The 21,980-nt window shown below is 71.6% G+C and carries 19 protein-coding genes and 1 pseudogene; 8 read left to right on the forward strand and 12 right to left on the reverse strand.

Going from position 1 to position 21,980, the window contains the following annotated elements; genetic code table 11:
• Both AB4880_RS06325 and AB4880_RS06330 read left to right on the forward strand, forming a co-directional pair.
• Nucleotides 1-2,360: pseudogene (locus AB4880_RS06325) on the forward strand (hypothetical protein); the annotation flags it as partial.
• Nucleotides 2,342-2,959: a hypothetical protein gene (locus tag AB4880_RS06330; RefSeq protein WP_367918368.1), complete on the forward strand. Its 618-nt coding sequence runs from the start codon at nt 2,342-2,344 to the stop codon at nt 2,957-2,959. The pseudogene AB4880_RS06325 and the gene AB4880_RS06330, both read left to right, overlap by 19 nt.
• Before the next feature lie 7 nt (nt 2,960-2,966).
• Here the strand turns inward: AB4880_RS06330 and AB4880_RS06335 are convergent, their stop codons facing one another.
• Nucleotides 2,967-4,007 carry an alpha/beta hydrolase gene (locus AB4880_RS06335; RefSeq protein WP_367918369.1) on the reverse strand — a complete coding sequence of 347 codons (1,041 nt, stop codon included), beginning with the start codon at nt 4,005-4,007 and terminating at the stop codon, nt 2,967-2,969.
• A 92-nt stretch (nt 4,008-4,099) separates the two neighbouring features.
• Between AB4880_RS06335 and AB4880_RS06340 the strand changes: the two genes are divergently transcribed.
• The 3 genes from AB4880_RS06340 to AB4880_RS06350 all read left to right on the forward strand — a co-directional run bounded on the left by AB4880_RS06340 (nt 4,100) and on the right by AB4880_RS06350 (nt 8,080).
• Nucleotides 4,100-6,286, forward strand: a complete 2,187-nt coding sequence (locus AB4880_RS06340) for an RNA degradosome polyphosphate kinase (protein ID WP_367918370.1) — start codon at nt 4,100-4,102, stop codon at nt 6,284-6,286.
• A gap of 143 nt (nt 6,287-6,429) precedes the next feature.
• The gene (locus AB4880_RS06345) at nt 6,430-7,047 is read left to right on the forward strand and encodes a DUF47 domain-containing protein (protein ID WP_367918371.1); all 618 of its coding nucleotides are present in this window, start codon (nt 6,430-6,432) and stop codon (nt 7,045-7,047) included.
• A gap of 4 nt (nt 7,048-7,051) precedes the next feature.
• A complete protein-coding gene (locus AB4880_RS06350; RefSeq protein ID WP_367918372.1) occupies nt 7,052-8,080 on the forward strand; it encodes an inorganic phosphate transporter in 1,029 nt (342 codons plus the stop codon).
• A 200-nt stretch (nt 8,081-8,280) separates the two neighbouring features.
• On the opposite strand, the gene AB4880_RS06355 is transcribed toward AB4880_RS06350, so the two are convergent.
• The 6 genes from AB4880_RS06355 to AB4880_RS06380 all read right to left on the reverse strand — a co-directional run bounded on the left by AB4880_RS06355 (nt 8,281) and on the right by AB4880_RS06380 (nt 14,128).
• Nucleotides 8,281-8,988, reverse strand: coding sequence for a winged helix-turn-helix transcriptional regulator (locus AB4880_RS06355; RefSeq protein ID WP_367918373.1), 708 nt, complete (start codon nt 8,986-8,988; stop codon nt 8,281-8,283).
• A 38-nt stretch (nt 8,989-9,026) separates the two neighbouring features.
• Entirely contained in the window at nt 9,027-9,806 is a 780-nt protein-coding gene (gene pstB / locus AB4880_RS06360) for a phosphate ABC transporter ATP-binding protein PstB (protein WP_367918374.1), read from the reverse strand.
• Between the two features lie 33 nt (nt 9,807-9,839).
• On the reverse strand, nt 9,840-10,892 hold the full coding sequence (gene pstA, locus AB4880_RS06365) for a phosphate ABC transporter permease PstA (RefSeq protein WP_367918375.1): 1,053 nt from the start codon (nt 10,890-10,892) through the stop codon (nt 9,840-9,842).
• A complete protein-coding gene (gene pstC / locus AB4880_RS06370) occupies nt 10,889-11,857 on the reverse strand; it encodes a phosphate ABC transporter permease subunit PstC (RefSeq protein ID WP_367918376.1) in 969 nt (322 codons plus the stop codon). Before pstC ends, pstA begins: the two co-directional genes overlap by 4 nt.
• Nucleotides 11,858-11,951: 94 nt before the next feature.
• The gene (locus tag AB4880_RS06375) at nt 11,952-13,052 is read right to left on the reverse strand and encodes a phosphate ABC transporter substrate-binding protein PstS (protein WP_367918377.1); all 1,101 of its coding nucleotides are present in this window, start codon (nt 13,050-13,052) and stop codon (nt 11,952-11,954) included.
• Between the two features lie 203 nt (nt 13,053-13,255).
• A complete protein-coding gene (locus tag AB4880_RS06380; protein ID WP_367918378.1) occupies nt 13,256-14,128 on the reverse strand; it encodes an NUDIX hydrolase in 873 nt (290 codons plus the stop codon).
• Nucleotides 14,129-14,165: 37 nt separating this feature from the next.
• Between AB4880_RS06380 and AB4880_RS06385 the strand changes: the two genes are divergently transcribed.
• Nucleotides 14,166-15,215, forward strand: coding sequence for a hypothetical protein (locus AB4880_RS06385; protein ID WP_367918379.1), 1,050 nt, complete (start codon nt 14,166-14,168; stop codon nt 15,213-15,215).
• 40 nt (nt 15,216-15,255) lie between these two features.
• Here the strand turns inward: AB4880_RS06385 and AB4880_RS06390 are convergent, their stop codons facing one another.
• A complete protein-coding gene (locus tag AB4880_RS06390) occupies nt 15,256-15,405 on the reverse strand; it encodes a hypothetical protein (protein WP_367918380.1) in 150 nt (49 codons plus the stop codon).
• 182 nt (nt 15,406-15,587) lie between these two features.
• A complete protein-coding gene (locus tag AB4880_RS06395; protein WP_038681651.1) occupies nt 15,588-15,791 on the reverse strand; it encodes a cold-shock protein in 204 nt (67 codons plus the stop codon).
• A 401-nt stretch (nt 15,792-16,192) separates the two neighbouring features.
• Here AB4880_RS06395 and AB4880_RS06400 point away from each other — a divergent pair, with 401 nt between their 5' ends.
• Complete coding sequence (locus AB4880_RS06400; RefSeq protein WP_367918381.1) at nt 16,193-17,224, forward strand: 5'/3'-nucleotidase SurE; 1,032 nt, start codon at nt 16,193-16,195, stop codon at nt 17,222-17,224.
• 25 nt (nt 17,225-17,249) lie between these two features.
• Here AB4880_RS06400 and AB4880_RS06405 read toward each other — a convergent pair whose 3' ends face one another.
• The 3 genes from AB4880_RS06405 to AB4880_RS06415 form a co-directional block, all read right to left on the reverse strand.
• Nucleotides 17,250-18,881 carry a flavin-containing monooxygenase gene (locus AB4880_RS06405; protein WP_367918382.1) on the reverse strand — a complete coding sequence of 544 codons (1,632 nt, stop codon included), beginning with the start codon at nt 18,879-18,881 and terminating at the stop codon, nt 17,250-17,252.
• Nucleotides 18,882-18,931: 50 nt separating this feature from the next.
• On the reverse strand, nt 18,932-19,870 hold the full coding sequence (locus AB4880_RS06410; RefSeq protein WP_367918383.1) for an alpha/beta hydrolase: 939 nt from the start codon (nt 19,868-19,870) through the stop codon (nt 18,932-18,934).
• Between the two features lie 131 nt (nt 19,871-20,001).
• Complete coding sequence (locus AB4880_RS06415; protein ID WP_367918384.1) at nt 20,002-20,766, reverse strand: glucose 1-dehydrogenase; 765 nt, start codon at nt 20,764-20,766, stop codon at nt 20,002-20,004.
• A 282-nt stretch (nt 20,767-21,048) separates the two neighbouring features.
• Between AB4880_RS06415 and AB4880_RS06420 the strand changes: the two genes are divergently transcribed.
• Nucleotides 21,049-21,980 (forward strand): DUF222 domain-containing protein (locus AB4880_RS06420; protein ID WP_367918385.1); only part of this gene is annotated, 932 nt, incomplete at its 3' end.

Here is a 21,980-nt window from a genome sequence, read left to right on the forward strand (position 1 = left end):
CCCGCCGCGAGGAGGCCGAGCGGCACGCCGTCGATCAGGCCGAGCGCGCCGCCGCCGCCCACGCCGCGCGGGAGGCCGCCGAGGCCCACGCCCGCGAGCAGGCCGAGTTGGCCGCGGCCGCCGCGAGCGCCCGCCAGGAGGCCGAGTCGTCGGCCGTGTCCTACGCCGAGGCCGCGCGGATCGCCCACGAGGAGCGCGCCGCCGCCGAGCAGCACGCCCGCGTCATGGCCGAGGCCGCCGCGGTCAGCGCCGCCGAGCACGCCGAGTTCGCGCGGCGGATGCTGGAGGAGCGCGCGGCCGCGGAGCGTACGTCGGCCGAGATCGCCCAGGCCCGCGCGCTCGCCGAGGAGGCCGCCCGCCAGCAGGCCGCCCTCGCCCAGGACGCCCACCGCGCCGCCGAGGCCGCCGAGGAGCGCGCCCGGATGCTCGCCGAGCAGGCCGCCGCGAGCGCCGAGGAGCACGGCGCCCTGGCCCGCCAGGCCGTCGAGGAGCGCGCCGCCGCCGAGCAGGCCGCCGCCGACCACGCCCGCTTCGCCAAGGACGCCCACCGCTCGCGCCAGGCCGCCGAGCAGGCCGCCCTCGAGCAGGCCGAGCTGGCCCGGATCGCCCTCGAGACCGCCGAGGCCGCCGAGCGCCGTGCCGCCGCCGCGTCCGCGCGCGCCGAGGAGCAGGTCGCCGCCCGGGTCGCCGCCGACGAGTCCGCCACCCAGCAGGCCCGCCGCGCCGAGGAGGCCCACGAGGCCCGCCGCCTCGCCGAGGAGGCGGCCCGCCAGCAGCTCGAGCTCGCCACCGAGGCCCAGGCCGCCGCCGCGTCCGCCCACGCCTCCGCGGCCGCGCTCGCCGAGGAGAAGAAGGCCGCCACCGAGGCGCTCGCCGCCGCCGCGGCGTACGCCACCGAGGCCACCCACGCCCGTGCCGAGGCCGAGCAGCGCGCCACCACCGCCCTCGCCGACCTGGAGCAGGCCGCCGCCACCCACGCCGCCGCCGTCGAGTCGCTGCAGTCGGAGCTGGTCCAGGCCGAGGAGCGCGCCCTGCGCCACGCCCAGGCCCGCGCCGAGGCCGAGGAGGCCGCCGCCGCCCAGGCCCGCGCCCGTGCCGAGGCCGAGGCCCGCGCCACCGAGCTCGCCCGCCAACGCGAGCGGGCCCTCGCCGAGGCCGCCGACCTGGCCAGTCGGATGGCGGAGATCCAGGCACGCATCGCCGACGCGCCCGAGCCGTCCGAGCCGTCCGAGCCGGCCGCTGCGGAAGAGCCCGAGCCCTTCGTGGCGCTCGAGCCCGAGGTCATCGAGCCCGAGGTCGTGGAGCCCGAGGTCGTCGAGCCCGAGGTCATCGAGCCGGAGCCGATCGCCGAGGTGATCCCGGAGCCGGCCCCCGAGCCGCTCCCCGAGCCCGAGCCCGAGCCGACCCCCGAGCCGACCCCCGAGCCGACCCCCGAGCCGACCCCCGAGCCGGAGGTCATCGAGCCCGAGAACGCCGAGCCCGAGAACGCCGTGCCCGAGGTCACCGACCTGGCGAGCCAGATGGCCGCGATCCGCGCCCGGATCCACGCCGAGGAGCAGCCCGTCGTCGAGGAGCCCGAGGTCGAGCCCGAGCCGGAGCCCGAGCCGGAGCCCGAGGTCGAGCCGGTGGCCGAGCTCGCCGACGAGGAGCGTCCGCCGTCCCTGCTCGAGCAGTGGCGCGCCACCGCGACCACGCCCGTCCCCGCCGACGAGACCGATGAGCTCATCGACATCGACGAGCCGGTCGAGGAGGAGCCCGAGCCGGAGGTCCTTCCCGAGCCCGAGCCCGAGCCCGAGCCCGAGCCGGAGCCGGAGCCGGAGGCTGTCGAGCCCGAGCCCGTGCCCGTCGCCGCCACCATCGCGGCCGAGCCTGAGCCGATCATCGAGCCGGCCGTGGAGCGCGAGCCCGCCCCCGTGCCGGTGACCGTCAAGGCCACGCCGTTCCACACCAAGCGCGGCACCGACAGCCTCGCCCCGATCGCGATCCTGGTCGCCCTCGCCTGCGCGGCCGTCGTCGGCCGGATGGCGATCAAGCGCACCCTCTGGGACGACGTCGCGCTCAGCGCCACGCTGACCGTGGTGGCCGCCGTCCTCCTCGGCTACGCGCTCAAGGTCAGCAACTCCTCGCGCAGTGTCCACGTCGACGAGACCGGCCTGCTCAAGGTCACGATCGGCGACACCAACAGCCAGTTCGACCTGACCAGCCCCAACACCAAGATCGAGCAGACCGGTACGGCGGGCCAGCGCAACTGGCGGGTCCTGATCCTGCGTCGCAGCATGTCCCCGGTCGTCATCGACGCGCGGATGGTTGACGCCCACCGCTTCCTGGAGGCATTGCGACAGTGGCGACCGGAGCTCTAGACCCCGAGCAGGCAGCGGCGCTCCGCGCGGAGCGCGACGATCTGGTACGACGCTGCGAGGTCGCCGAGCAGCAGGTCGCGGCACTGTCCGCCGAGCTGGCCGCGTCGCGGGAGCGCCTCGCCGCGCTCGAGGCCGACGACGGCTCCCTGTCCCTGTTCGCCGGCGATCCCGCGCCTGAGCAGCGGGTGAGTGGCGACGGCAGCGATCCGCGGATCCTGTCGATGATCCTCGCCGCCACCGCGGTCGTGGCCGGCATGGTCGCCCTGCTGGCGTTGCTCAACGGCAAGCTGATGACGCCCTTCGGCGTGGTGATGGTGCTGCTCGCGATCGGCCTGGGCTGGGCCGCGGCGCGCACCCGCGTCGTCCCGGTCGAGGTAAGCGTCGTCCGCGGCATCGTCTACGTCGAGCAGGGTGAGACGACCTACCGCTTCGACCTGCGCAAGCCCGGCACCGAGGTCGAGATGGACGGCCGCCCCGGCGACTCCGGCTGGGTGGTGCGCTTCCCGCGTCGCAACCTCGAGCCGTTCGTCATCGACGGCTCGATGGTCGACGCCGAGGAGTTCACCCGCCAGCTGCGCGAGTATCGCCCCGCTCTCTAGAACGACGCTAGGAGCGCGCGGCGAGCCCTTCGCGCAGCCGGCCCGCGATCTCCAGGACGGCGGCCCGGCTGCTCCGCCCGACCCCCACGATGTTGAGGAACCCGTGGATCTGGTCGACGAAGCGCCGCAGCTCCACCTCCACGCCCGCGTCGACGAGCAGCCGCGCGTACTCCTCGCCCTCGTCGCGCAGCGGGTCGAAGCCCGCCGTCACGACGTACGCCGGCGCGAGCCCGTCGGGCAGCTTCACGTCGAGCAGGTTCATCCGGTCGTCGGCGCGGTCCTCGGGCGTCAGCAGGTACGACTCCGTGAACTCCTGCATGCCCTCGGCGGTGAGGTACAGCCCCTCCCCGAACAGGCGCAGGCTCTCGGTGTCGCGGTCGACGTCGACGCACGGGTAGATCAGCAGCTGGAAGGCGAGCGGGAGCCCCTCGCGCGCGGCCACGATCGCCGTCCAGGCGGCGATATTGCCGCCCGCGGAGTCGCCGCCGACGCCGATCCGCGCCGGGTCGACACCCAGCTCGGCGGCGTTGTCGTGGACCCAGCGCAGCGCCGCCTCGGCGTCGTCGAAGGCGGTCGGGAAGGCCGCCTCGGGGCCGACCCGGTACTCCACCGAGAGCACCGGGACGCCGGACTCCTCCGCCAGCACCCGGCAGGGCGCGTCGTGCGAGTCGAGGTCGCCGTACAGGAAGCCGCCGCCGTGGAAGAACAGCAGCAGTGGCGTGCCGGCCCTGACCGCCCGCGCGCCGTGGGGCAGGTAGTGCCGTGCCGGCAGGCCGGCCACGGTCAGCTCACGGACGGCGCCGATCGGCTGACGGCCACCGACCAGGCCCGCGTTCGCCTTCATCGCCGCGCGCCCCGAGATGACGTCGGCGCCCCGGAGATCGCCCTTCCGGGCGAGCTTCTGCAGCGCCAGCATCAGCTGCAGGTCGGGCGCGAGCGTCTGCCCGTCCAGCACGAGCGGGCGCCCGGACAGGGCGCGCTGCGCCTTGGCGGGCAGGCCCATCACGGTCTTCACGAGGCCGGCCTCGACGGTGGTCCGCAGGTTCACGAGCGACAACCTACCCGCCGGTCACCGGCGGCACGACGCTTCCTCGGCCTCGTCGTCACCTCGCGTTCACCCGGCGCTGCCACACTCGAAGCATGTCCCTGGAGCAGCAGCCGGACCTCGACCCGTTCGACGCCGACATCGACGCCGACTTCGACCCGCCGAACCCCCACGTCGCGGGCGGCGACGGCGCGGCGTCGTACGTCCCCGACCCCGAGCTGGTCGCGGCGATCGAGGCGGTCGACAACCGGTTCATCGACCGTGAGCTGTCGTGGCTGCGCTTCAACGAGCGGGTGCTCGAGCTGGCCGAGGACGAGCAGCTGCCCCTGCTCGACAGGGCCCGCTTCCTGGCGATCTTCACGAGCAACCTCGATGAGTTCTTCATGGTCCGCGTGGCCGGCCTCAAGCGCCGGATCGCGACCGGTCTCGCGGTCCGTGCGGCCAGCGGCCTGATGCCGCTGGAGGTGCTCGACGCGATCTGGTCCCGCACCGCCGACCTCAGCCAGCGCCACGCCCGCGCCTTCCGCCACCAGGTGGTGCCGGCGCTCGACGCGCAGGGCATCGAGCTGGTCCGCTGGGCCGACCTCGACCGCGACGAGCAGAAGTTCTGCAAGCGGCTCTTCAAGGACCGCATCTTCCCGGTGCTGACGCCGCTCGCGGTCGACCCGGCGCACCCCTTCCCCTACATCTCGGGCCTCTCGCTCAACCTCGCGGTCGTGCTGCGCAACCCGAAGACCGACAAGGAGCTGTTCGCCCGCGTCAAGGTCCCCTCCAACTTCGACCGCTTCGTCGCGCTCGGCAACGCCCGCTTCGTCCCCCTCGAGGACGTCATCGGCGCCCACCTCGGCCGGCTGTTCCCCGGCATGGAGGTCGTCGAGGTCCACACCTTCCGCGTCACCCGCAACGAGGACCTCGAGGTCGAGGAGGACGACGCCGAGAACCTGCTCGCCGCGCTGGAGAAGGAGCTGCTGCGCCGCAAGTTCGGTCCTCCGGTCCGGCTCGAGGTCGAGGAGTCGATCTCGCGGTCCGTGCTCGAGCTGCTCGTGTCCGAGCTCGACATCGACGAGCGCGAGGTCTTCCGGCTGCCCGGGCCGCTCGACCTGCGCGGGCTGCACTCGATCGCCGACCTCCCCCGCGACGACCTGAAGTACCCGTCGTTCGTCCCGATCACCCATCCGCGCCTGGCTGAGGTCGAGTCGGCGGCGCCCGTCGACGTGTTCAAGGCGCTGCGCCGGCGCGACGTCCTCGTGCACCACCCCTACGACTCGTTCGCCACGTCGGTGCAGCGCTTCATCGAGCAGGCGGCCGCCGACCCGCACGTGCTGGCGATCAAGCAGACGCTCTACCGGACGTCGGGCGACTCCCCCATCATCGACGCCCTCATCGACGCCGCCGAGGCCGGGAAACAGGTGCTGGTGCTGGTGGAGATCAAGGCGCGCTTCGACGAGCAGGCCAACATCCGCTGGGCCCGCAAGCTCGAGCAGGCCGGCTGCCACGTCGTCTACGGCCTGGTGGGCCTCAAGACCCACTGCAAGCTGGCGATGGTCGTGCGCGACGAGCCCGAGGGCATCCGCCGCTACACCCACATCGGCACGGGCAACTACAACCCGAAGACCTCCCGGATGTACGAGGACCTCGGCCTGCTGACGACCGACGAGGCGATCGGCGAGGACGTCGCCCACCTGTTCAACAACCTGTCCGGCTGGTCGCGCAAGGCGACGTACGAGCAGCTGCTCGTCGCCCCGGACTCCGTGCGTGCGGGACTGATCGACCAGATCCACGCCGAGATCACGCACCACCGGGAGGGCCGCCCCGCCGGCATCCGGCTCAAGGCCAACTCCGTGGTCGACGAGGAGACCATCGACGCCCTCTACCTGGCCTCCTGCGAGGGGGTGCCGGTCGAGCTGATCGTGCGCGGCATCTGCGCGCTCCGCCCCGGCGTACCGGGCCTGAGCGAGAACATCAAGGTCCGCTCGGTCCTCGGCCGCTTCCTCGAGCACAGCCGGATCTTCTCCTTCGAGGGTGGCGGCGAGCCGGTCTCCTGGATCGGCTCCGCCGACCTGATGCACCGCAACCTCGATCGCCGCGTCGAGGTGCTCGTCAAGCTCCCCGACGCCTCCCGCGACGAGGTACGCCGGCTGCTCGACCTGGCCTTCGCCCCCACCACCCAGGCGTGGGAGCTGGGCGCCGACGGCGAGTGGAAGCGCAACGGCGGCGCCGATCACCTGCAAGAGACGCTCATCGAGCAGCAGCGCCGCCGGAGGGCCGACACGCCGCGCTGACCTGCGACAACGTGTGCCCCGAGCGCTCTCCGGGGCGGTACGCGTGCGCGGGCCCACACGCCCGGGCGGGGGCGCGGGTTGCGTTCACCAGAAGATCCTCCCCTAGCATGAACGCGTTCGCCTCCGCCTCAACGGGAGTCCATGTGGGTCTGCGTCTGCGTCCGGTCGATACTTCCTTCTACGACCTCTTCACCCAGTCCGCCCAGCACCTCGTGGGCGGCGCCGAGCTTCTCGCCGAGATGCTGTCCGATTCGTCCGACAAGGCGCAGGTCGCCGAGCGGATGCGTGCCGCCGAGCACGCCGCCGACGAGACGACCCACGAGATCGTGAAGAAGGTCAACAGCACCTTCGTCACGCCGTTCGACCGCGAGGACATCTACGCGCTCGGGTCGGGCCTCGACGACGTCATGGACATGATGGACGAGGCCGTCGACCTGATCCTGCTGTACGAGGTGAAGTCGCTGCCGCCCGAGCTCTCCGAGCAGGTCGACGTGATCCAGCGGTGCGCCGAGCTGACCGCGGCCTCGATGCCGCGCCTGCAGTCGATGCAGTCGCTCGAGGACTACTGGATCGAGATCAACCGCCTCGAGAACGCCGGCGACCGCAACCACCGTCGCACGCTCGCCAAGCTCTTCTCCGGCGAGTACCCGACGATCGAGGTGCTCAAGCTGAAGGACATCGTCGAGTCGCTCGAGAGCGCCATCGACGCCTTCGAGAAGGTCGCCAACACGGTGGAGCAGATCGCCGTCAAGGAAGGCTGAGTCGGTGACTCTCACCCTGGCGATCGTGATCGCCGTGGTCGCGATCGCGCTTGCGTTCGACTACACCAACGGCTTCCACGACGCGGCGAACGCGATCGCGACGTCGGTCTCTACGCGCGCGCTCACGCCGCGCATCGCGTTGACGCTCGCGGCGATGATGAACTTCATCGGCGCCCTGCTCGGCCAGGAGGTCGCCAAGACCGTCGCCGACGTGATCACCATCGAGGACTCCGGCGGCAACCTGCAGGTCGGCGTCCATCACGGGCTGGTCATCGTGATGGCCGGCCTGCTGGGCGCGATCATCTGGAACCTCATCACCTGGTACTTCGGCCTGCCGTCGTCGTCCTCGCACGCCCTGATCGGCGGCCTGGTCGGCGCGGCGATCGCCGGCGGCGTCAGCGTCAAGTGGGACACCATCGTGCAGAAGGTGCTGATCCCGATGGTGATCTCGCCGCTCTTCGGCTTCTGTGCGGCGTTCATCGTGATGACCGCGATCCTGTGGATCTTCCGCAAGGGCAACCCGCACCGGATCAACCGCGGATTCCGCGGCCTGCAGACCGTCTCCGCCGCCGCCCTCGCGCTCGGCCACGGCCTCCAGGACGCGCAGAAGACGATGGGCGTCATCCTGCTCGCCCTCGTCGTGGCCTACCCGACGTCGTACAGCATCGACACGCTGCCGATCTGGGTCGTCCTCGCCGCCGCGAGCGCCATCTCCGCCGGCACGTACGCCGGTGGCTGGCGCATCATGCGCACCCTCGGCCGCAAGATCATCCACCTCGACCCGCCGCGCGGCTTCGCCGCCGAGTCGGTCGGCGCGGGCGTGCTCTACACGACGGCGTTCGTGTTCCACGCCCCGATCTCGACCACCCACACCATCACCTCGGCGGTGATGGGCGCGGGCGCGACCAAGCGCTTCTCAGCGGTGCGCTGGGGCATGGCGCGGACCATCCTGGTCGCGTGGGTGTCGACGTTCCCGGCCGCGGCGCTCGCGTCGTGGGGCTGCTACGAGCTGCTCAACCTGATTCTGCTCTGAGCAAGAGCCGCGAAATCGGAGTCGTGTGCCTGAGAACCCGTCCACAGGGGTTCTCAGGCACACGACTCCACGCGAAGCGGGGCGGGCGGCGCGGCCGCGTTCATCCGATCCACGCCGATGATGCTGACCCGGCAGAAGTTTCTGCCGGGTCGGTGCATTTCGCGAGCACGTTTGTGCCGGGTCGGCGAGGACGCCGAGCATCACCCCACGGTGAGGCTGTACCCGCGCCCCCGAATCCGCCGGATGTCCGCGATGCCACCCAACCGCGACCGCAGCCGCGTCACATGCATCGCGATCGTGTTCCCACCCGGCCGCCGCCCGTCCGCACCCCACAGCGCCTCGCGCAGCTCGTCGTCGGTGACCACGCCCGGCGAGGAGAGCATGAGCGCGCGCAGCAGCTCGAACTCCTTCAGCGGCAGGTCGCCGATCCGCTCGCCGTCCACCCGCACGCTGTACGCCGTGGCGTCGAGCACGATCGGCCCCACCTCGAGCCGCGCGTGGTCGGCGACGGAGCGGGGGGCGTGGGTGATCAGCTCCCACAGGTGCTGCGGCGTGTAGGGCCGCAGGGCGACGGCGGAGGCGCCGGCCAGCATGAGCGAGCCGACCGCGTCGGCGCCGTCGACGCCGGGGTGGTCGGCGTCGCCGGTCCCCGCGATCACGTACGGCGTCCCGTGCTGCCGGATGACGCCGACGAACTCCTCGGCGCCCGGCGCCTCGGTGGCGACGACCACCGCGTGGGGGTCCATCCGCCCGAACTCGACGAGCCCGTCGAGCGTGGTGCCGACCCACGTCACGTGCACCCCGTGACCCGCCATCGCCTCCGCGAGCGCGCCCCCGTCCTCGGCGGGGTCGACCACGAGGAGCTGGGCTCCCGCGGTCTCCACCCACCGGTGGAGGTAGGCGCGCACGGACTGGCGACGGGCGTCACGGCGCCCGTCTCGCATCCTCAGCCGAAGCGACCCGAGATGTAGGCCTCGGTCGCCGGGTCGTCCGGGTTGGCGAACATCTTCTTGGTCGGGTTGAACTCGACCAGGTGGCCGGGCTCGCCGGTCGCCTTGAGGTTGAAGAAGCCGGTGTCGTCGGAGACGCGCGCGGCCTGCTGCATGTTGTGGGTGACGATGACGATCGTGTAGTCGTTCTTGAGCTCGTGGATCAGGTCCTCGATGGCCGAGGTCGAGATCGGGTCGAGCGCCGAGCACGGCTCGTCCATGAGCAGCACCTGCGGCTCGACGGCGATCGCGCGCGCGATGCAGAGCCGCTGCTGCTGGCCGCCGGAGAGACCCATGCCGGGCTTGTTGAGGCGGTCCTTGACCTCGTTCCAGAGGTTCGCGCCGCGCAGCGACTTCTCGACGACGGCGTCGGACTCGGACTTCTTCATCCGGCCGACGTTGAGCTTGAGGCCCGCGATGACGTTGTCGTAGATCGACATGGTCGGGAACGGGTTGGGGCGCTGGAAGACCATGCCGACCTGACGGCGTACGGCGACCGGGTCGACGCCGGGCTCGTACAGGTCCTGCCCGTCGACGACGATCTTGCCCTCGACGCGGGCGCCGGGGATCACCTCGTGCATCCGGTTGAGCGAGCGCAGGAAGGTCGACTTGCCGCAGCCCGACGGCCCGATGAACGCGGTCACCGCACCCGCGCGGATCGTCATGTTGACGCCCTGCACGGCGAGGAAGTCGCCGTAGTAGATGTTGACGTCGGAGACGTCGATGCTCTTGGCCATGACTGTGCCTTTTTCCCTCTCAAGCCCTGCTGGTTATTTTTTGGGGGCGAAGATCTTGCCGATGATGCGTGCTGCGAGGTTGAGCACCATCACGATGACGATGAGGATGAAGGCGGCCCCCCAGGCGATCGCCTCGGCGGGCGCGTCGCCGCGCAGGTTCTGCCCGTAGATGAGGACCGGCAGGGTCGTCATCGCACCGTCGAACAGGTTCATGTTGGTGCGGTCGGTCGCGCCGGCGATGAGCAGCAGCGGCGCGGTCTCGCCGATCACGCGGGAGATCGCGAGGGTGACGCCGGTGAGGATGCCGCCGAGCGCGGTGGGGAGCACGATCCGCACGATCGTCTTCCACTTCGGCGTCCCGAGCGCGTACGACGCCTCGCGAAGGTCGTCGGGCACCAGCATCAGCATCTCCTCCGTGGCGCGGACCACGATCGGGATCATCAGCAGCGACAGCGCGACCGATCCGCCGATGCCGGAGACGTACGCCGGCCCGAAGATCAGCGTGAACAGCGCGAAGGCGAACAGGCCGGCGACGATCGACGGGATGCCGGTCATCACGTCGACCAGGAAGGTGATCGCCTTGGCCAGCTTGTTGCCCTTGCCGTACTCGACCAGGTAGACCGCGGCCATCACGCCGACGGGCACCGAGATGATCGCGGCGCCGAGCGTGATCAGCAGGGTGCCGATGATCGCGTGGTAGACGCCGACCGGCGCGTTGATGTCGGTCTTGAAGAAGGAGTAGCTGAGGAAGGTGCCGTCGATGCGGCCGACGCCCTTGCTCACGACCCGCCAGATCAGCGAGACCAGCGGGACGACGGCGATGCCGAAGGCGGCCCAGATCAGGCCGGTCATCATCCGGTCGGTCGCCGCGCGGCGGCCCTCGACGGCCATCGACCACAGCGGCAGCGCGAGCAGGTAGACCAGCGCGCCGAGCAGCACCGCGCTGATCATGCCCATGCCGAGCACCATGAGCAGCGCGCCGAAGGCGACCGCGACGACGCCCATGATGGCCGGGGCCTGCCGCGGCAGCCGCGGCTGGACGAGCGGGACGTGCACCCGCTCGGTGACCTCCTGTACGGCGCTCATCGGGCCATCCGCCTCTCGCTGCGGCCCACGATCCAGCGGGCGATGAAGTTGACCAGGAAGGTCATCAGGAAGAGCACCAGACCGGTCGCGACCAGGACGTTGAGCAGGTCGGCGCTGCGCTCCTTGTACTTGAGCGCGATATTCGCGGCGATCGACGTCGGGCTGGCGGTGGCGATGATGTTCCAGGAGATGTTGAAGCCGACCGAGAGCACCATGGTCACGGCCATCGTCTCGCCGAGCGCGCGGCCGAGGCCGAGCATCACGGCCGACACCATGCCGGAGCGGGAGTACGGGAAGACCGTCATCCGGATCATCTCCCAGCGCGTGGCGCCCAGGGCCAGCGCTGCCTCCTGGTGCAGTCGCGGCGTGCGGGAGAAGACCTCGCGGGTGATCGCGGTGATGATCGGCAGGATCATGATCGCCAGCACGATGCCGGCGGTCAGCAGCGTGCGGCCGGCCGGACTGGGCTCGCCGAAGAGCTTGCCGATCAGCGGGATCGGGCCGAGGTGCTCGTGCAGCCACACGTGCATCGGCACCAGCTTCTGGGCGAGGTAGAAGGCGCCCCAGAGGCCGTAGACGACCGACGGTACGGCGGCCAGCAGGTCGATCACGTAGGCGACCGGCGCCGCGATCCACCGCGGCGCGTAGTGGCTGATCACCAGCGCGATGCCGAACGCGAGCGGCACCGCGATGACCAGGGCGATCGCCGACGCGGTGAACGTGCCGACGAGCAGCGGCCCGACGTACCCGAGGAAGCTCGACGCGTGCGGTCCGTAGACGTCGGCGGCCTTGGTGAAGCCCGTCGCGCCCTTGAGCGCGAGGAAGATGAAGACGCCGGCGAGGGCGGCGAGGATGGTCAGGCCGGCAAGCAGGGCGGCGCCGCTGAAGATGCGATCGCCGACTCCGCCGCGAACGCTGGCCCAGGACGCCGGTGCGTCCTCGGCCTCTGCGGTGCGTGCAGTCACGTCGGTTCTACCTTGCATTCGGGGTGCTCGGAGGGGGTGCGGGTACCGGTCGAGGGGTGAGGACGGGATCACCCGTCCTCACCCCTCCGGTGGATCACTTGGCGGAGATCTGCGCCACGATGTCCTGGGCCTTCTTGGCCGTCTCGGGCGCGAGCTTCGCGGAGCCCGCGAAGCTCGACGACTCGGCCTGGCCGGCGTCGGAGACGATGAACTCGAAGTAGCCCTTGACGTTGGCGGCCTCGGCCTTGTCGGTGTAGGTCTTGCAGCCGATCAGGTAGGACAGCAGGATCACCGGGTAGGCGCCGGCCTCGGCCGTGGTGCGGTCGACGTCGACGGCGATGTCGGTGGCCTCGCGGCCGGAGACGACCGGCGAGACGGCGACGGTCTTGGCGGCGCCCTCGGGCGACGGCGCGACGTACGCGTCGCCGACCTTGACCGAGACGGCCTTCAGGTCACCGGTCTGGCTGGCGTCGGCGTAGCCGATGGTGCCGTTGGTGTCGGTGATCTGCTTGACGACACCCGAGGTGCCCTCGGCGGAGAGACCGCCGGAGACCGGGAACGCGTCGGCGGCCGGGTACTTCCAGTCGGACGGCGCGACCTTGTTGAGGTAGTCGGTGAAGTTCTTGGTGGTGCCCGAGTCGTCGGCACGGTGGACCGGCGAGATCTTCAGGTCGGGCAGCGTGACGCCGGAGTTCTGGTCGGCGATCGCCTTGTCGTTCCACTTGGTGATCTTGCCGTCGAAGATCTTCGCGATGGTCGCCGCGTCGAGCTGCAGCTTGTCGACGCCCTTAACGTTGAAGGCGATCGCGATCGAGGAGATGTAGGCCGGGACCTCGACGATGTCGCCGTTGCAGCGCTCGTTGGCCTTCTTCAGCTCGTCGTCGGAGATGTAGGAGTCCGAGCCGGCGAAGGACAGCGCTCCGCTGGTGAACTGGCTGCGGCCGTCGGTCGAGCCGAGCAGCGAGTAGTCGATGGTGAGGCCGCTGTTCATCCCCTGGAACTTGGTCTTCCAGGCCTCCTGGGCCTTCTCCTGCGACGTCGCGCCACCACCCTTGAGGTTGCCGCTGAGGCTGGTGCCGCTGTCGCCGTTGTTGTCGCTGGACGAGGTCTCGTTGGACGCGCCGCAAGCGCTCATCAGCAGGGCGAGGGCGGCAACGCCGGGAACCGCGGCGCGGCGGATGGACTTGAGGTTCAAGGACTTGCCTCTCAGAGGTGAGGGGCTCTTGAACGACTGCCCCTCGGTTTACTGGACACCGTGGAAGTTAGGCAGCGTCGGTAACGCAACTCCCCGGCGGATCTGAACGCCGGGTGAACAGTGGCAGTCCGAGCGGAGTCGGCTCGTGGGCCGCGTCACGTCGTCCGCTCAGCGTGCGCTCGGGGTGCACGCCGGGGCAAGGGTCAGCGCACGTCGCGGTGCAGGTGATGACGCTCGACGGCGACGATCCGGCCCTTGCGCAGGTGCAGCACCAGCAGCCCGGCGGGCTCGAGCGGGGTGTCCTCGGGGAGCTCGATCCCCGCGGCGTCGTAGACCTGCGGGAGGACGGGCCGGTGCGTGCACAGGACGGCGTTCTGGCCGTCCCCCATCAGCTCCTCGACGAGCGCGCCGACGTCCTCGGTGGTGGCGTGCTCCTCGCTGAGCAGCGGACGCAGCTCGAGCGGGTAGCCGGCCGTCTCGGCGAACGGGCGGACGGTCTGGACGCAGCGGGTGCTCGGCGAGCTGACGATCCGTGTCACGCCGTACGCCGCGAGCAGGGGCACCAGCCGCACCGCCTCGGTCTCCCCGACCTGCAGCAGGGTGCGCGCGTCGTCGGCGCCGCGCCAGGCGCGGCGGGAGCGGGCCTGGGCGTGGCGCAGCACCACCAGCGCATGGGTCTTCCGGCGCAGCTTGAGGGCGTGGGCGAGCGTCTCGCGGTCGCGGTCATAGCTGAGCACCTTGGGCGCGTCGGCGACCGGGACCCAGCGCACCTCGTCGATCTCGTCGTTGGGCCGGTACGCCGACACGTCGTCGTCGCCGACCACCCGACCGGTCCAGTAGTGAACCGTCTTCATCCGGCGCGCGACCGGGTAGCGCTGGGTCGGCAGCGGCGGACCGAGCCGGACGTGGACGCCGGTCTCCTCGGCCACCTCGCGCACCGCGGCGGCGGTGGGATGCTCGCCGCGGTCGAGCTTGCCCTTGGGGAACGACCAGTCGTCGTACTTGGGACGGTGCACGAGGAGCACCTCACGACCGGGACGGAACGCGACCACGCCGGCAGCGAGGATGTCGGGCACGGGCCTAGGGTATGGCCTCCCGCCCTAAGGTACGTGCATGCGTCGTCGTGGGGTCATCATCGCTGTCGTCGTGGCCCTGGTCTGCGCGGTCGCGGCGGTGGCCGTGTGGCGACTGCGCGGGTCCGGCGACAGCCGCTTCTCCGCGGCGGTGGCGCTCGCGCCCACGTCGGCGCAGCGCTTCAGCTGGACCGACTGGAAAGGCGTCCGCAAGGAGCTTGGCGCGCACCTGTCCGTCGACTCCTCCGCCGACGACGTCTCCGCCTTGCTGCAGAAGGCGTTCGACCGCGACCTGTCGTCGACGACGGCGCTCGACGAGTCGGCGCCGACGCTGCAGACGTCACTGGGCTTCTCGCCCGCGAGCATCGACTGGGAGCTGTTCACCCAGGGCAAGGACGGCGCGCTGGTGATCATGGGCCTGCCCGACTCCTTCGACGTCGGCCGGCTGCGGAAGACCCTCAAGGCGGTCGGCTACGACGAGCCCGCGCAGGCGGACGGCGTCTGGCAGGGCGGCGTCGACCTGCTCGAGGGCCTCGACGGGCCGGTCACCCCCGAGCTGGCCGCGCTGCAGATCGACGAGGAGCACCACCTGCTGGTCGGCAGCGACGACGCCGACTTCCTGGCCCGGCGCACCGACCTGGCGCGCGGCGACCGGGACGACGGCGTGGCCGCGGTGGTGGCGGCGACGGGCGACGCGATCACCGCGGCGACGTACACCGGCGACCAGGCGTGCACCGCGCTCGCCATGTCCGACGCCGACGGCCCCGACCAGACCCGGGCGGCGGAGCTGATCCGCGCCGCCGGGAAGGTGCACCCGATGACCGGGTTCGCGATGGCGGGGATGCCGGGCGGCGACGTCCGGGTGGCGATGGCGTTCGAGGACGACGCCGCGGCCCGCACCGACGCCGACAGCCGGTCCAAGCTCGCCGACGGGCCGGCGCCCGGGCAGGGCGGGAGCTTCGGCGACCGGTTCCGGCTCGGCAAGGTGGCCGCCGACGGGCGCGTCCTGACCCTGGAGCTGCACCCAGTGCCGGGCGCCTTCGTGCTCTCGGACCTCAGCACGGGGCCGCTGCTCTTCGCGACCTGCTGATCACTGCGCCGGAGGCGCGGGCTCAGACGGGGCTCGCGGCTCAGGCGGGCGAGACGCCGAGGATGCGGTCGATCTCCTCGACCGAGAGCCGCTCGTCGGAGGCGGTGGCGGCGATGATCAGGTTGGTGGTCAGCTCGACCTCCACGAGGAGGTCGCCGTCCTCGAGGGTCACGTCGTACTGATCGGCCATCCGGACCCCCTCCTTCGCTCTGGCCGAGCGTTCGCGCGCCTCGTGAGCGCGCGCTGCCGATCCCATCTTCCCCCTTGCACCCAAGTGCAAACTCAAAAGTTAAGGAAAAATTCGTGAGGCCCCGCCGGGATCGGCGGGGCCTCACGGAAGACGGCTCGTCTCCCTCGGTCAGCGTGAGCTGGTCAGAGGGGACGGACGTTCTCGGCCTGGGGGCCCTTGGGACCCTGCGTGACGTCGAACTCGACCTTCTGGTTGTCCTCCAGCGACTTGTAGCCGTTGGACTGGATCGCCGAGTAGTGGACGAAGACGTCGTCGCCGCCACCCTCCTGCTCGATGAAGCCGAAGCCCTTCTCGGCGCTGAACCACTTGACGGTGCCCTGAGCCATGATGCTCGTTACTCCTTGTGTCGGGGCGAGAGCCGCCACCTCGACGGCCCGCAGCGGCTGCGATGACACGTCGCTCCGACCGTGATGGGGCCACCACAAACCAGATACGCCGTCGGCCACAGACTCCGCAGGCGTTCACCTTCGAGAACTGCAGTCGCTGCGATGTCGACCCTACCAATCCGTGACGACAACGGAACCTCTCCAGCGGCAGGAACTTGTGTGCTGGCATGAAGGTTCTGCGACCCACCGATGACAGCCGGGGAAACCCGGCGAGCGAGCCCAGCGCCTGCGGATTCGCAAGGACCCAGGTCCCGGCTGACGGGAGGTCGCCTGCCCGTCGCCGCGCGCCCTCCCGAGGCTGGCCGCGCCCGGGCCCCCGGGCTGACCAGATCGGAGTAACCATGAAGCTCAGAACCCTTCCCGTCCTGCTCACCGCCCTCGCCGGCGGCCTCGCCCTGACCGCCCTGCCGGGTCAGGGACAGGCAGCCGAGCCGGGCGGGCGCCCGGCCGCGGCCGCGCCGCTCGCGGGCCTGAAGGTGCTCATCGCCAACGACGACTCCGCGCAGGGGCGCGACACCCGCTACGGCACCGACGGGCGCGGGCTCTACACGCTGCGCTCGGCGCTGTGCGCCGCCGGCGCGGACGTCGTGGTCGTGGCACCCTGGTCGCAGCAGTCCGGCGCGGGTGGGCGGATGACGCCGCCGGGCTCCGCGCCGGTCGCGATCACGGTGCAGAAGGTGACCGCCCCCGCGGCGTACGCCGGCGACTGCGCCGCAGCGCCCAGCGGCGGCCCCGTGTACGGCGTCTGCGTGGGCGCCGCGCCCTGCACGTCGACCTCACCGAGCGCGTCGCCCGCCGACGCCGTGATGATCGGTCTCGACCGGGTGGTGCCCGACCACTACTGGAGCGAGGGGCCGGACGTCGTCCTCTCGGGCATCAACTTCGGCCAGAACGTCGGCACCCTCATCAACCACTCCGGCACCGTGGGCGCGGCGATCACCGCGCACGAGCACGGCGTGGCGACGCTGGCGCTCAGCGCGGAGGTGTCCTTCGCCGACCTGGCCGCGACCCAGTTCGTCCCGGCGGCCGACTTCACCGTCGACCTGCTCGGCCGGCTGGTGCGCCGCGACCTGCTGACGCCGGACCTGGCGCTCAACGTCAACGTCCCGTTCCTCGAGGACCCGGGCACGCCGCTGCGCCCGGCGCTGACGGCGGCCGGCACCTCCGCCGACATCGACAACTCCTACACCGGAGCGGTCGGCATCGACGGTGGCACCTACCGGCTCGTCGTCGGCCCGGCGACCCCCGAGACCCGGCGCGACGCCGACACCGACGCGCTCAAGGCGAACCGGGTGTCGGTGACGCCCCTCGACGGCGACTACACCGCGGGCGGCCGCGCCAGCCGGGTGAACCAGGTGCTGGCCGGCTGGTGAGCCGGCGCCGTTCCGCCGTCCGGGCTCAGGCCCGGGCGGTGGAGCGGGTCAGCACATAGCCCTCGTAGCCGGTGTCGCGCACCTCGTCGCAGGCCCGGCGGTAGTTGCCGAAGCCGCCGATGTACGGCATGAAGGTGCGCTTCTTGCCCTCGACGTTGGCGCCCATGTACCACGACGCGGCCTTCACGAAGAGCGTCCCCTCGGCGACCTCGCCGAGGTGCTCGGTCCACTTCTCGGCGGCGTCGCGACGCGGCTCGGCCTGGTCGATGCCGTGGGCCCGGCAGTACCGGATCAGGTCCATCGCCCAGTCGACCTGCTGCTCGGTGTGCGTCGACATGTTCGCGAGCACCGACGGGCTGCCGGGGCCGTTGAGCGTGATCAGGTTGGGGAAGCCGGCGACGCCGAGGCCGAGGTAGGTCTCCGGCCCGTCCGCCCACTCCTCGGCCAGGACGGCGCCGCGTGCGCCGCGCAGGTCGATCGAGGTGAGTGCGCCGGTGAGCGCGTCGAAGCCGGTCGCGAACACCAGCACGTCGAGCTCGTACGACGCGTCGTCGGTCTTGATGCCCCACGCCGTGACCTGCTCGATCGGGTGGCGGCGCAGGTTGACCAGCTCGACGTTGTCGCGGTTGTACATCTCGTAGTAGCCGGTGTCGGTGACGATCCGCTTGGTCCCGATGGGGTGGTCCTTCGGGATCAGGTCGTCGGCCACCTGCGGGTCCTGCACGATGGCGCGGATCTTGGCCTCGGCGAACTCGCGGGCGTAGTCGTTGGCGACGAGGTCGCTGCTCTGGTCGGGGAAGGTCTTGGCGAACAGGACGCCGCCCTCCTGCCAGCGCGCCTCGAACGCCCGCTCGCGCTCCTCGGCGCTCACCTCGGTCGCCTTCTGCGCGTGGGTGGTGCTCAGCGAGCCGGCCGGCGCATAGCGGGAGGCCTCGCGGCGCTGGGGGTAGGTCTCCTGGATCTCCTGCTGCTCGGCCTCGGTCAGCGGCCGGTTGCGGGCCGGGACCGTGTAGTTGGCGCTGCGCTGGAAGACCGTCAGCGACTGGGCCTGCTCGGCGATGATCGGCGCGGCCTGAATGCCCGAGGAGCCGGTGCCGATCAGGCCGACCCGCTTGCCGGCGAGGTCGACCGGCTCGGTGGGCCACTGGGCGGTGAACAGGGTGGCGCCGGCGAAGTCGTCGATCCCCGGCAGGTCGGGGCGGATCGGTGCGGACAGGCAGCCGGTCGCCATCATCACGAAGCGGGTCCGGTGCCGGGTGCCGTCGTCCAGGGTGACCGTCCAGGTCGAGGCCCGCTCGTCGAAGTGCGCGGCAGTGACCCGGCGGCCGAAGGCGAAGTGTCGGCGCAGGTCGTAGCGGTCGGCGACGTGGTCGAGGTAGGCCAGGATCTCGGGCTGGGTGGCGAACCGCTCGGTCCAGCGCCAGTCCTTCTCCAGCTCGCGGTCGAAGGAGTAGGAGTAGTCGACGCTCTCGACGTCGCAGCGGGCGCCCGGGTAGCGGTTCCAGTACCAGGTACCGCCCACGCTCTCGCCGGCCTCGACGCCGACGACGCCGAGACCCTCCTCGAGCGCGCGGTACATCGCGTAGATGCCGGCGAGGCCGGCGCCGACGATGACGAGGTCGCGGACCTCGCTGCTGGTGGGGGTGGGTGCGTTCATGGGGTGGTTCTCCAGGCTGGTGCGATCAGTGGTGCGGTCAGGTGGTGCGGTCAGGCGTGCGCGAGCAGGGCGCGCAGGTCCGCATAGAGCAGCTCGCGGGCCGCGGCGCCGGCGCGGAAGGACATGAAGGTGAGGGTGCCGTGGAAGAGCCCCGGGTGGATCCGGGTGACGACGGGGACACCCGCGGCGGCCAGCCGGGCGGCGTACTGCTCGCCCTCGTCGCGCAGCGGGTCGGCGGCGGTGACCACGACGATCGCCGGCGGCAGGCCGGCGTGGCTCTCGGCGCGCGCCGGCGCGACCAGCTCGGGCCGGTCGGGCAGCCGGCGGTCGGCGCCGAGGTACTGGTCCCAGTACCACTCCATGTTGGCCCGGGTGTTGAACCAGCCGTCGGCGTAGAGGGCATAGCTCGGGGTGTCGCAGCCGGGATCGATGACCGGCCCGAGGAGCGCCTGTCCGGCGAGCTCGGGCCCCCGGCGATCGCGCGCCATCAGCGCGACGACCGCGGCCAGGTTGCCCCCCGCGCTGTCGCCCGCGACGACGACCCGCGCCGGGTCGGTGCCGAGCTCGTCGTGGCGCTCGCTCGCCCACAGCAGCGCGGCGTAGCCGTCCTCGGCCGCCGTCGGCGCCCGGTGCTCCGGCGCCAGCCGGTAGTCGACGGACACGACGACCGCGTCGACCTCGCGGGCCAGCTGCCGGCAGAAGCCGTCGTGGCTCTCCAGGTCGCAGAACACGAAGCCGCCCCCGTGCAGGAAGAGCACCAGCGGACGCCGTACGTCGGCCGGGCCGTGCGGGCGGTAGACCCGCGCGCCGATCGTGCCGCCGTCGACCTCGATGGTCACGTCCTCGGCCGAGCGGACGTCGTCCAGGTTGCCGGGCGGGACCTGCCGGGCCTTCGTCGCCGCGCGCGCCTCGGCGCCGCTCATCGCGGCGATCGGCGGGAAGCTCTCGTTGAGCAGCGCCAGGAAACCGGCGACCTCCTTGTCGAGCACGTCGTCCTCCTTCGGGACCTCGGGGAACTCTTCGTCGCGAAGGTAGGCAGCGGCCCCGGGCGGCCCGGCTCGTAGTTCCACTCAACGGCACCAAGTGTTACTAATCGAAACATACCGGCCCGGCAGGTGTCTCAGAGCGAGGTGAAGCCGCCGTCGGCCACGAACTCCGAGCCGGTGCTGTAGCTCGACTCGTCGGAGATCAAGAAGAGCACCAGGTTCGCGATCTCCGACGGCTCCGCCTCGCGCGCCAGCGGCTGCGTCTTGACCTGCTCGTGCGAGCGGTCCGAGTTGGCGGTCATCTCGGACCGGATGATGCCGGGGTGGACCGAGTTGACCCGGATCCCGTCCGGGCCGAACTCCTGGGCCGCGGTCTTGGTCATGCCGCGCACGGCCCACTTGGAGGCGACGTAGCCGAGGATCCGCGAGTAGGCGACCAGGCCGCCGGTCGAGGAGATGTTGACGATCGAGCCCGATCCGGCGCGGCGCATCGAGGCCAGCACGGCCTTCATGCCGAGGAAGACGCCGACCTGGTTGACGTCGATCACCCGGCGGTAGTCGGCCTCGCTCAGCGTCTCGATCGGCTCGACGTGGACGATGCCGGCGTTGTTGACGAGCCCCGACACCGGGCCGAAGCGCTCCTCGGCGGCGGCGACGGCCTCGCCCCAGCCGTCCTCGCTGGTCACGTCGAGGCCGAGGTACGCCGTCCGCTCGCCCAGCTCGGCCGCCAGGGCGCTGCCCTCGGCCTCGAGGACGTCGGCGATCACGACGTACGCGCCCTCCTCGGCGAGGCGGCGGACGCACGCCGCGCCGATGCCGCGCGCGCCACCGGTGACGATGACGACGCGGTCGGCGATCCGGCCAGAGGGAGACAGGGACGAGGTCTGGGTGGTGGTCATGGGCGGTACTGAACCGGCGACCTCGCGCCCGTCGGCGCGAGGTGCCGGTCAGCGGGACGACGGTGTCAGGCCAGCTGGCGGCCGCGCGGGTGCTGGCCCGGTTCGCAGCCCGTGACGCGGAGGGGGCCTATCGACTGGCGCCCCACCTCGAGGGCAAGGCCGGCGGCTTCTGACCGCATGATTCGGGCCGATTCTTGCCGTATCCGGCAGGAATCGGCGCCTCCGGCAAGGAGTCGCCGCAGTGGCCTTGGCAGGGTGGGCTCAACATGTTGGGGTAGGGGTATGCCTCGCGACACCGCCTCCGCCACCAGCACCACCCCGGTGCTGACGCGGCTGCGCGCCGAGGCCGAGGTCCGCCACGCATCCCTGATCCGCGAGTGGGCCGACATCGTCACCTGGGCCGAAGACAACATCGTCGAAGGCGTCGAGGGCGCGGCCACGGTCCGCGAGGGCTTCATCGACACCGGCCTGCCCCTGGCCGGCGACGGCGCCCCGCTGGTGTCGGAGTTCGCGTTGATGGAGCTCGTGGCCGTCCTCGGTCGCTCGCCCGACGGCGGGAGGGCTTATGTAGCGCGGATCCTGGGCTGCGCCTGGCGCCTGCCCCACGTGTGGGCCGCCGTCATGGCCGGACGCCTCGCCCCCTGGCGGGCCGAGCGGATCTCCGACATGGTCGGCCCGCTCTCCGCCGACGCCGCGGCATTCGTCGACCGCAACCTGTTCAACGCCTCCGGCGTCGGCTGGGCCCAGCTCGACCGGCTGATCGCCGAGGCGATCCTCCGGTTCGACCCCGAGCGGGCCGAGGCGGAACGCGAAGCGGCCGCGGCCGACCAGCGCTACGTCGACATCGACGAGCCCAACACCAACGGCCAGGCGTCCATCTCCGGCCTCCTCGACGCCGCCGACGCCCACGACCTCGACGACGCCATCGCCCGCCGCGCCACGCTGCTGGGGAGCCTGGGCAGCGCGGCCTCGCTCGACGTCCGGCGGTCGCAGGCGATCGGCGAGCTGGCCCGGGCCGACTTGATGCTCGACCTCGAGGGCGCGCCCGCCCGCAAAGCCACGATCAACGTCCACATCACCGACACCACCCTCTCGGGCGACAACCCCGTCGCCCGGTGGAACGACCGCCCGATCAGCACCGAGCAGGTCCGCGCATGGCTCGGCACCGCCAGCACCGTGGTCGTGCGACCGGTCATCGACCTCGCCGAGCACAT

The sequence above is a fragment of the Nocardioides ginsengisoli genome, assembly GCF_039537225.1.
GTDB lineage: Bacteria > Actinomycetota > Actinomycetes > Propionibacteriales > Nocardioidaceae > Nocardioides > Nocardioides ginsengisoli.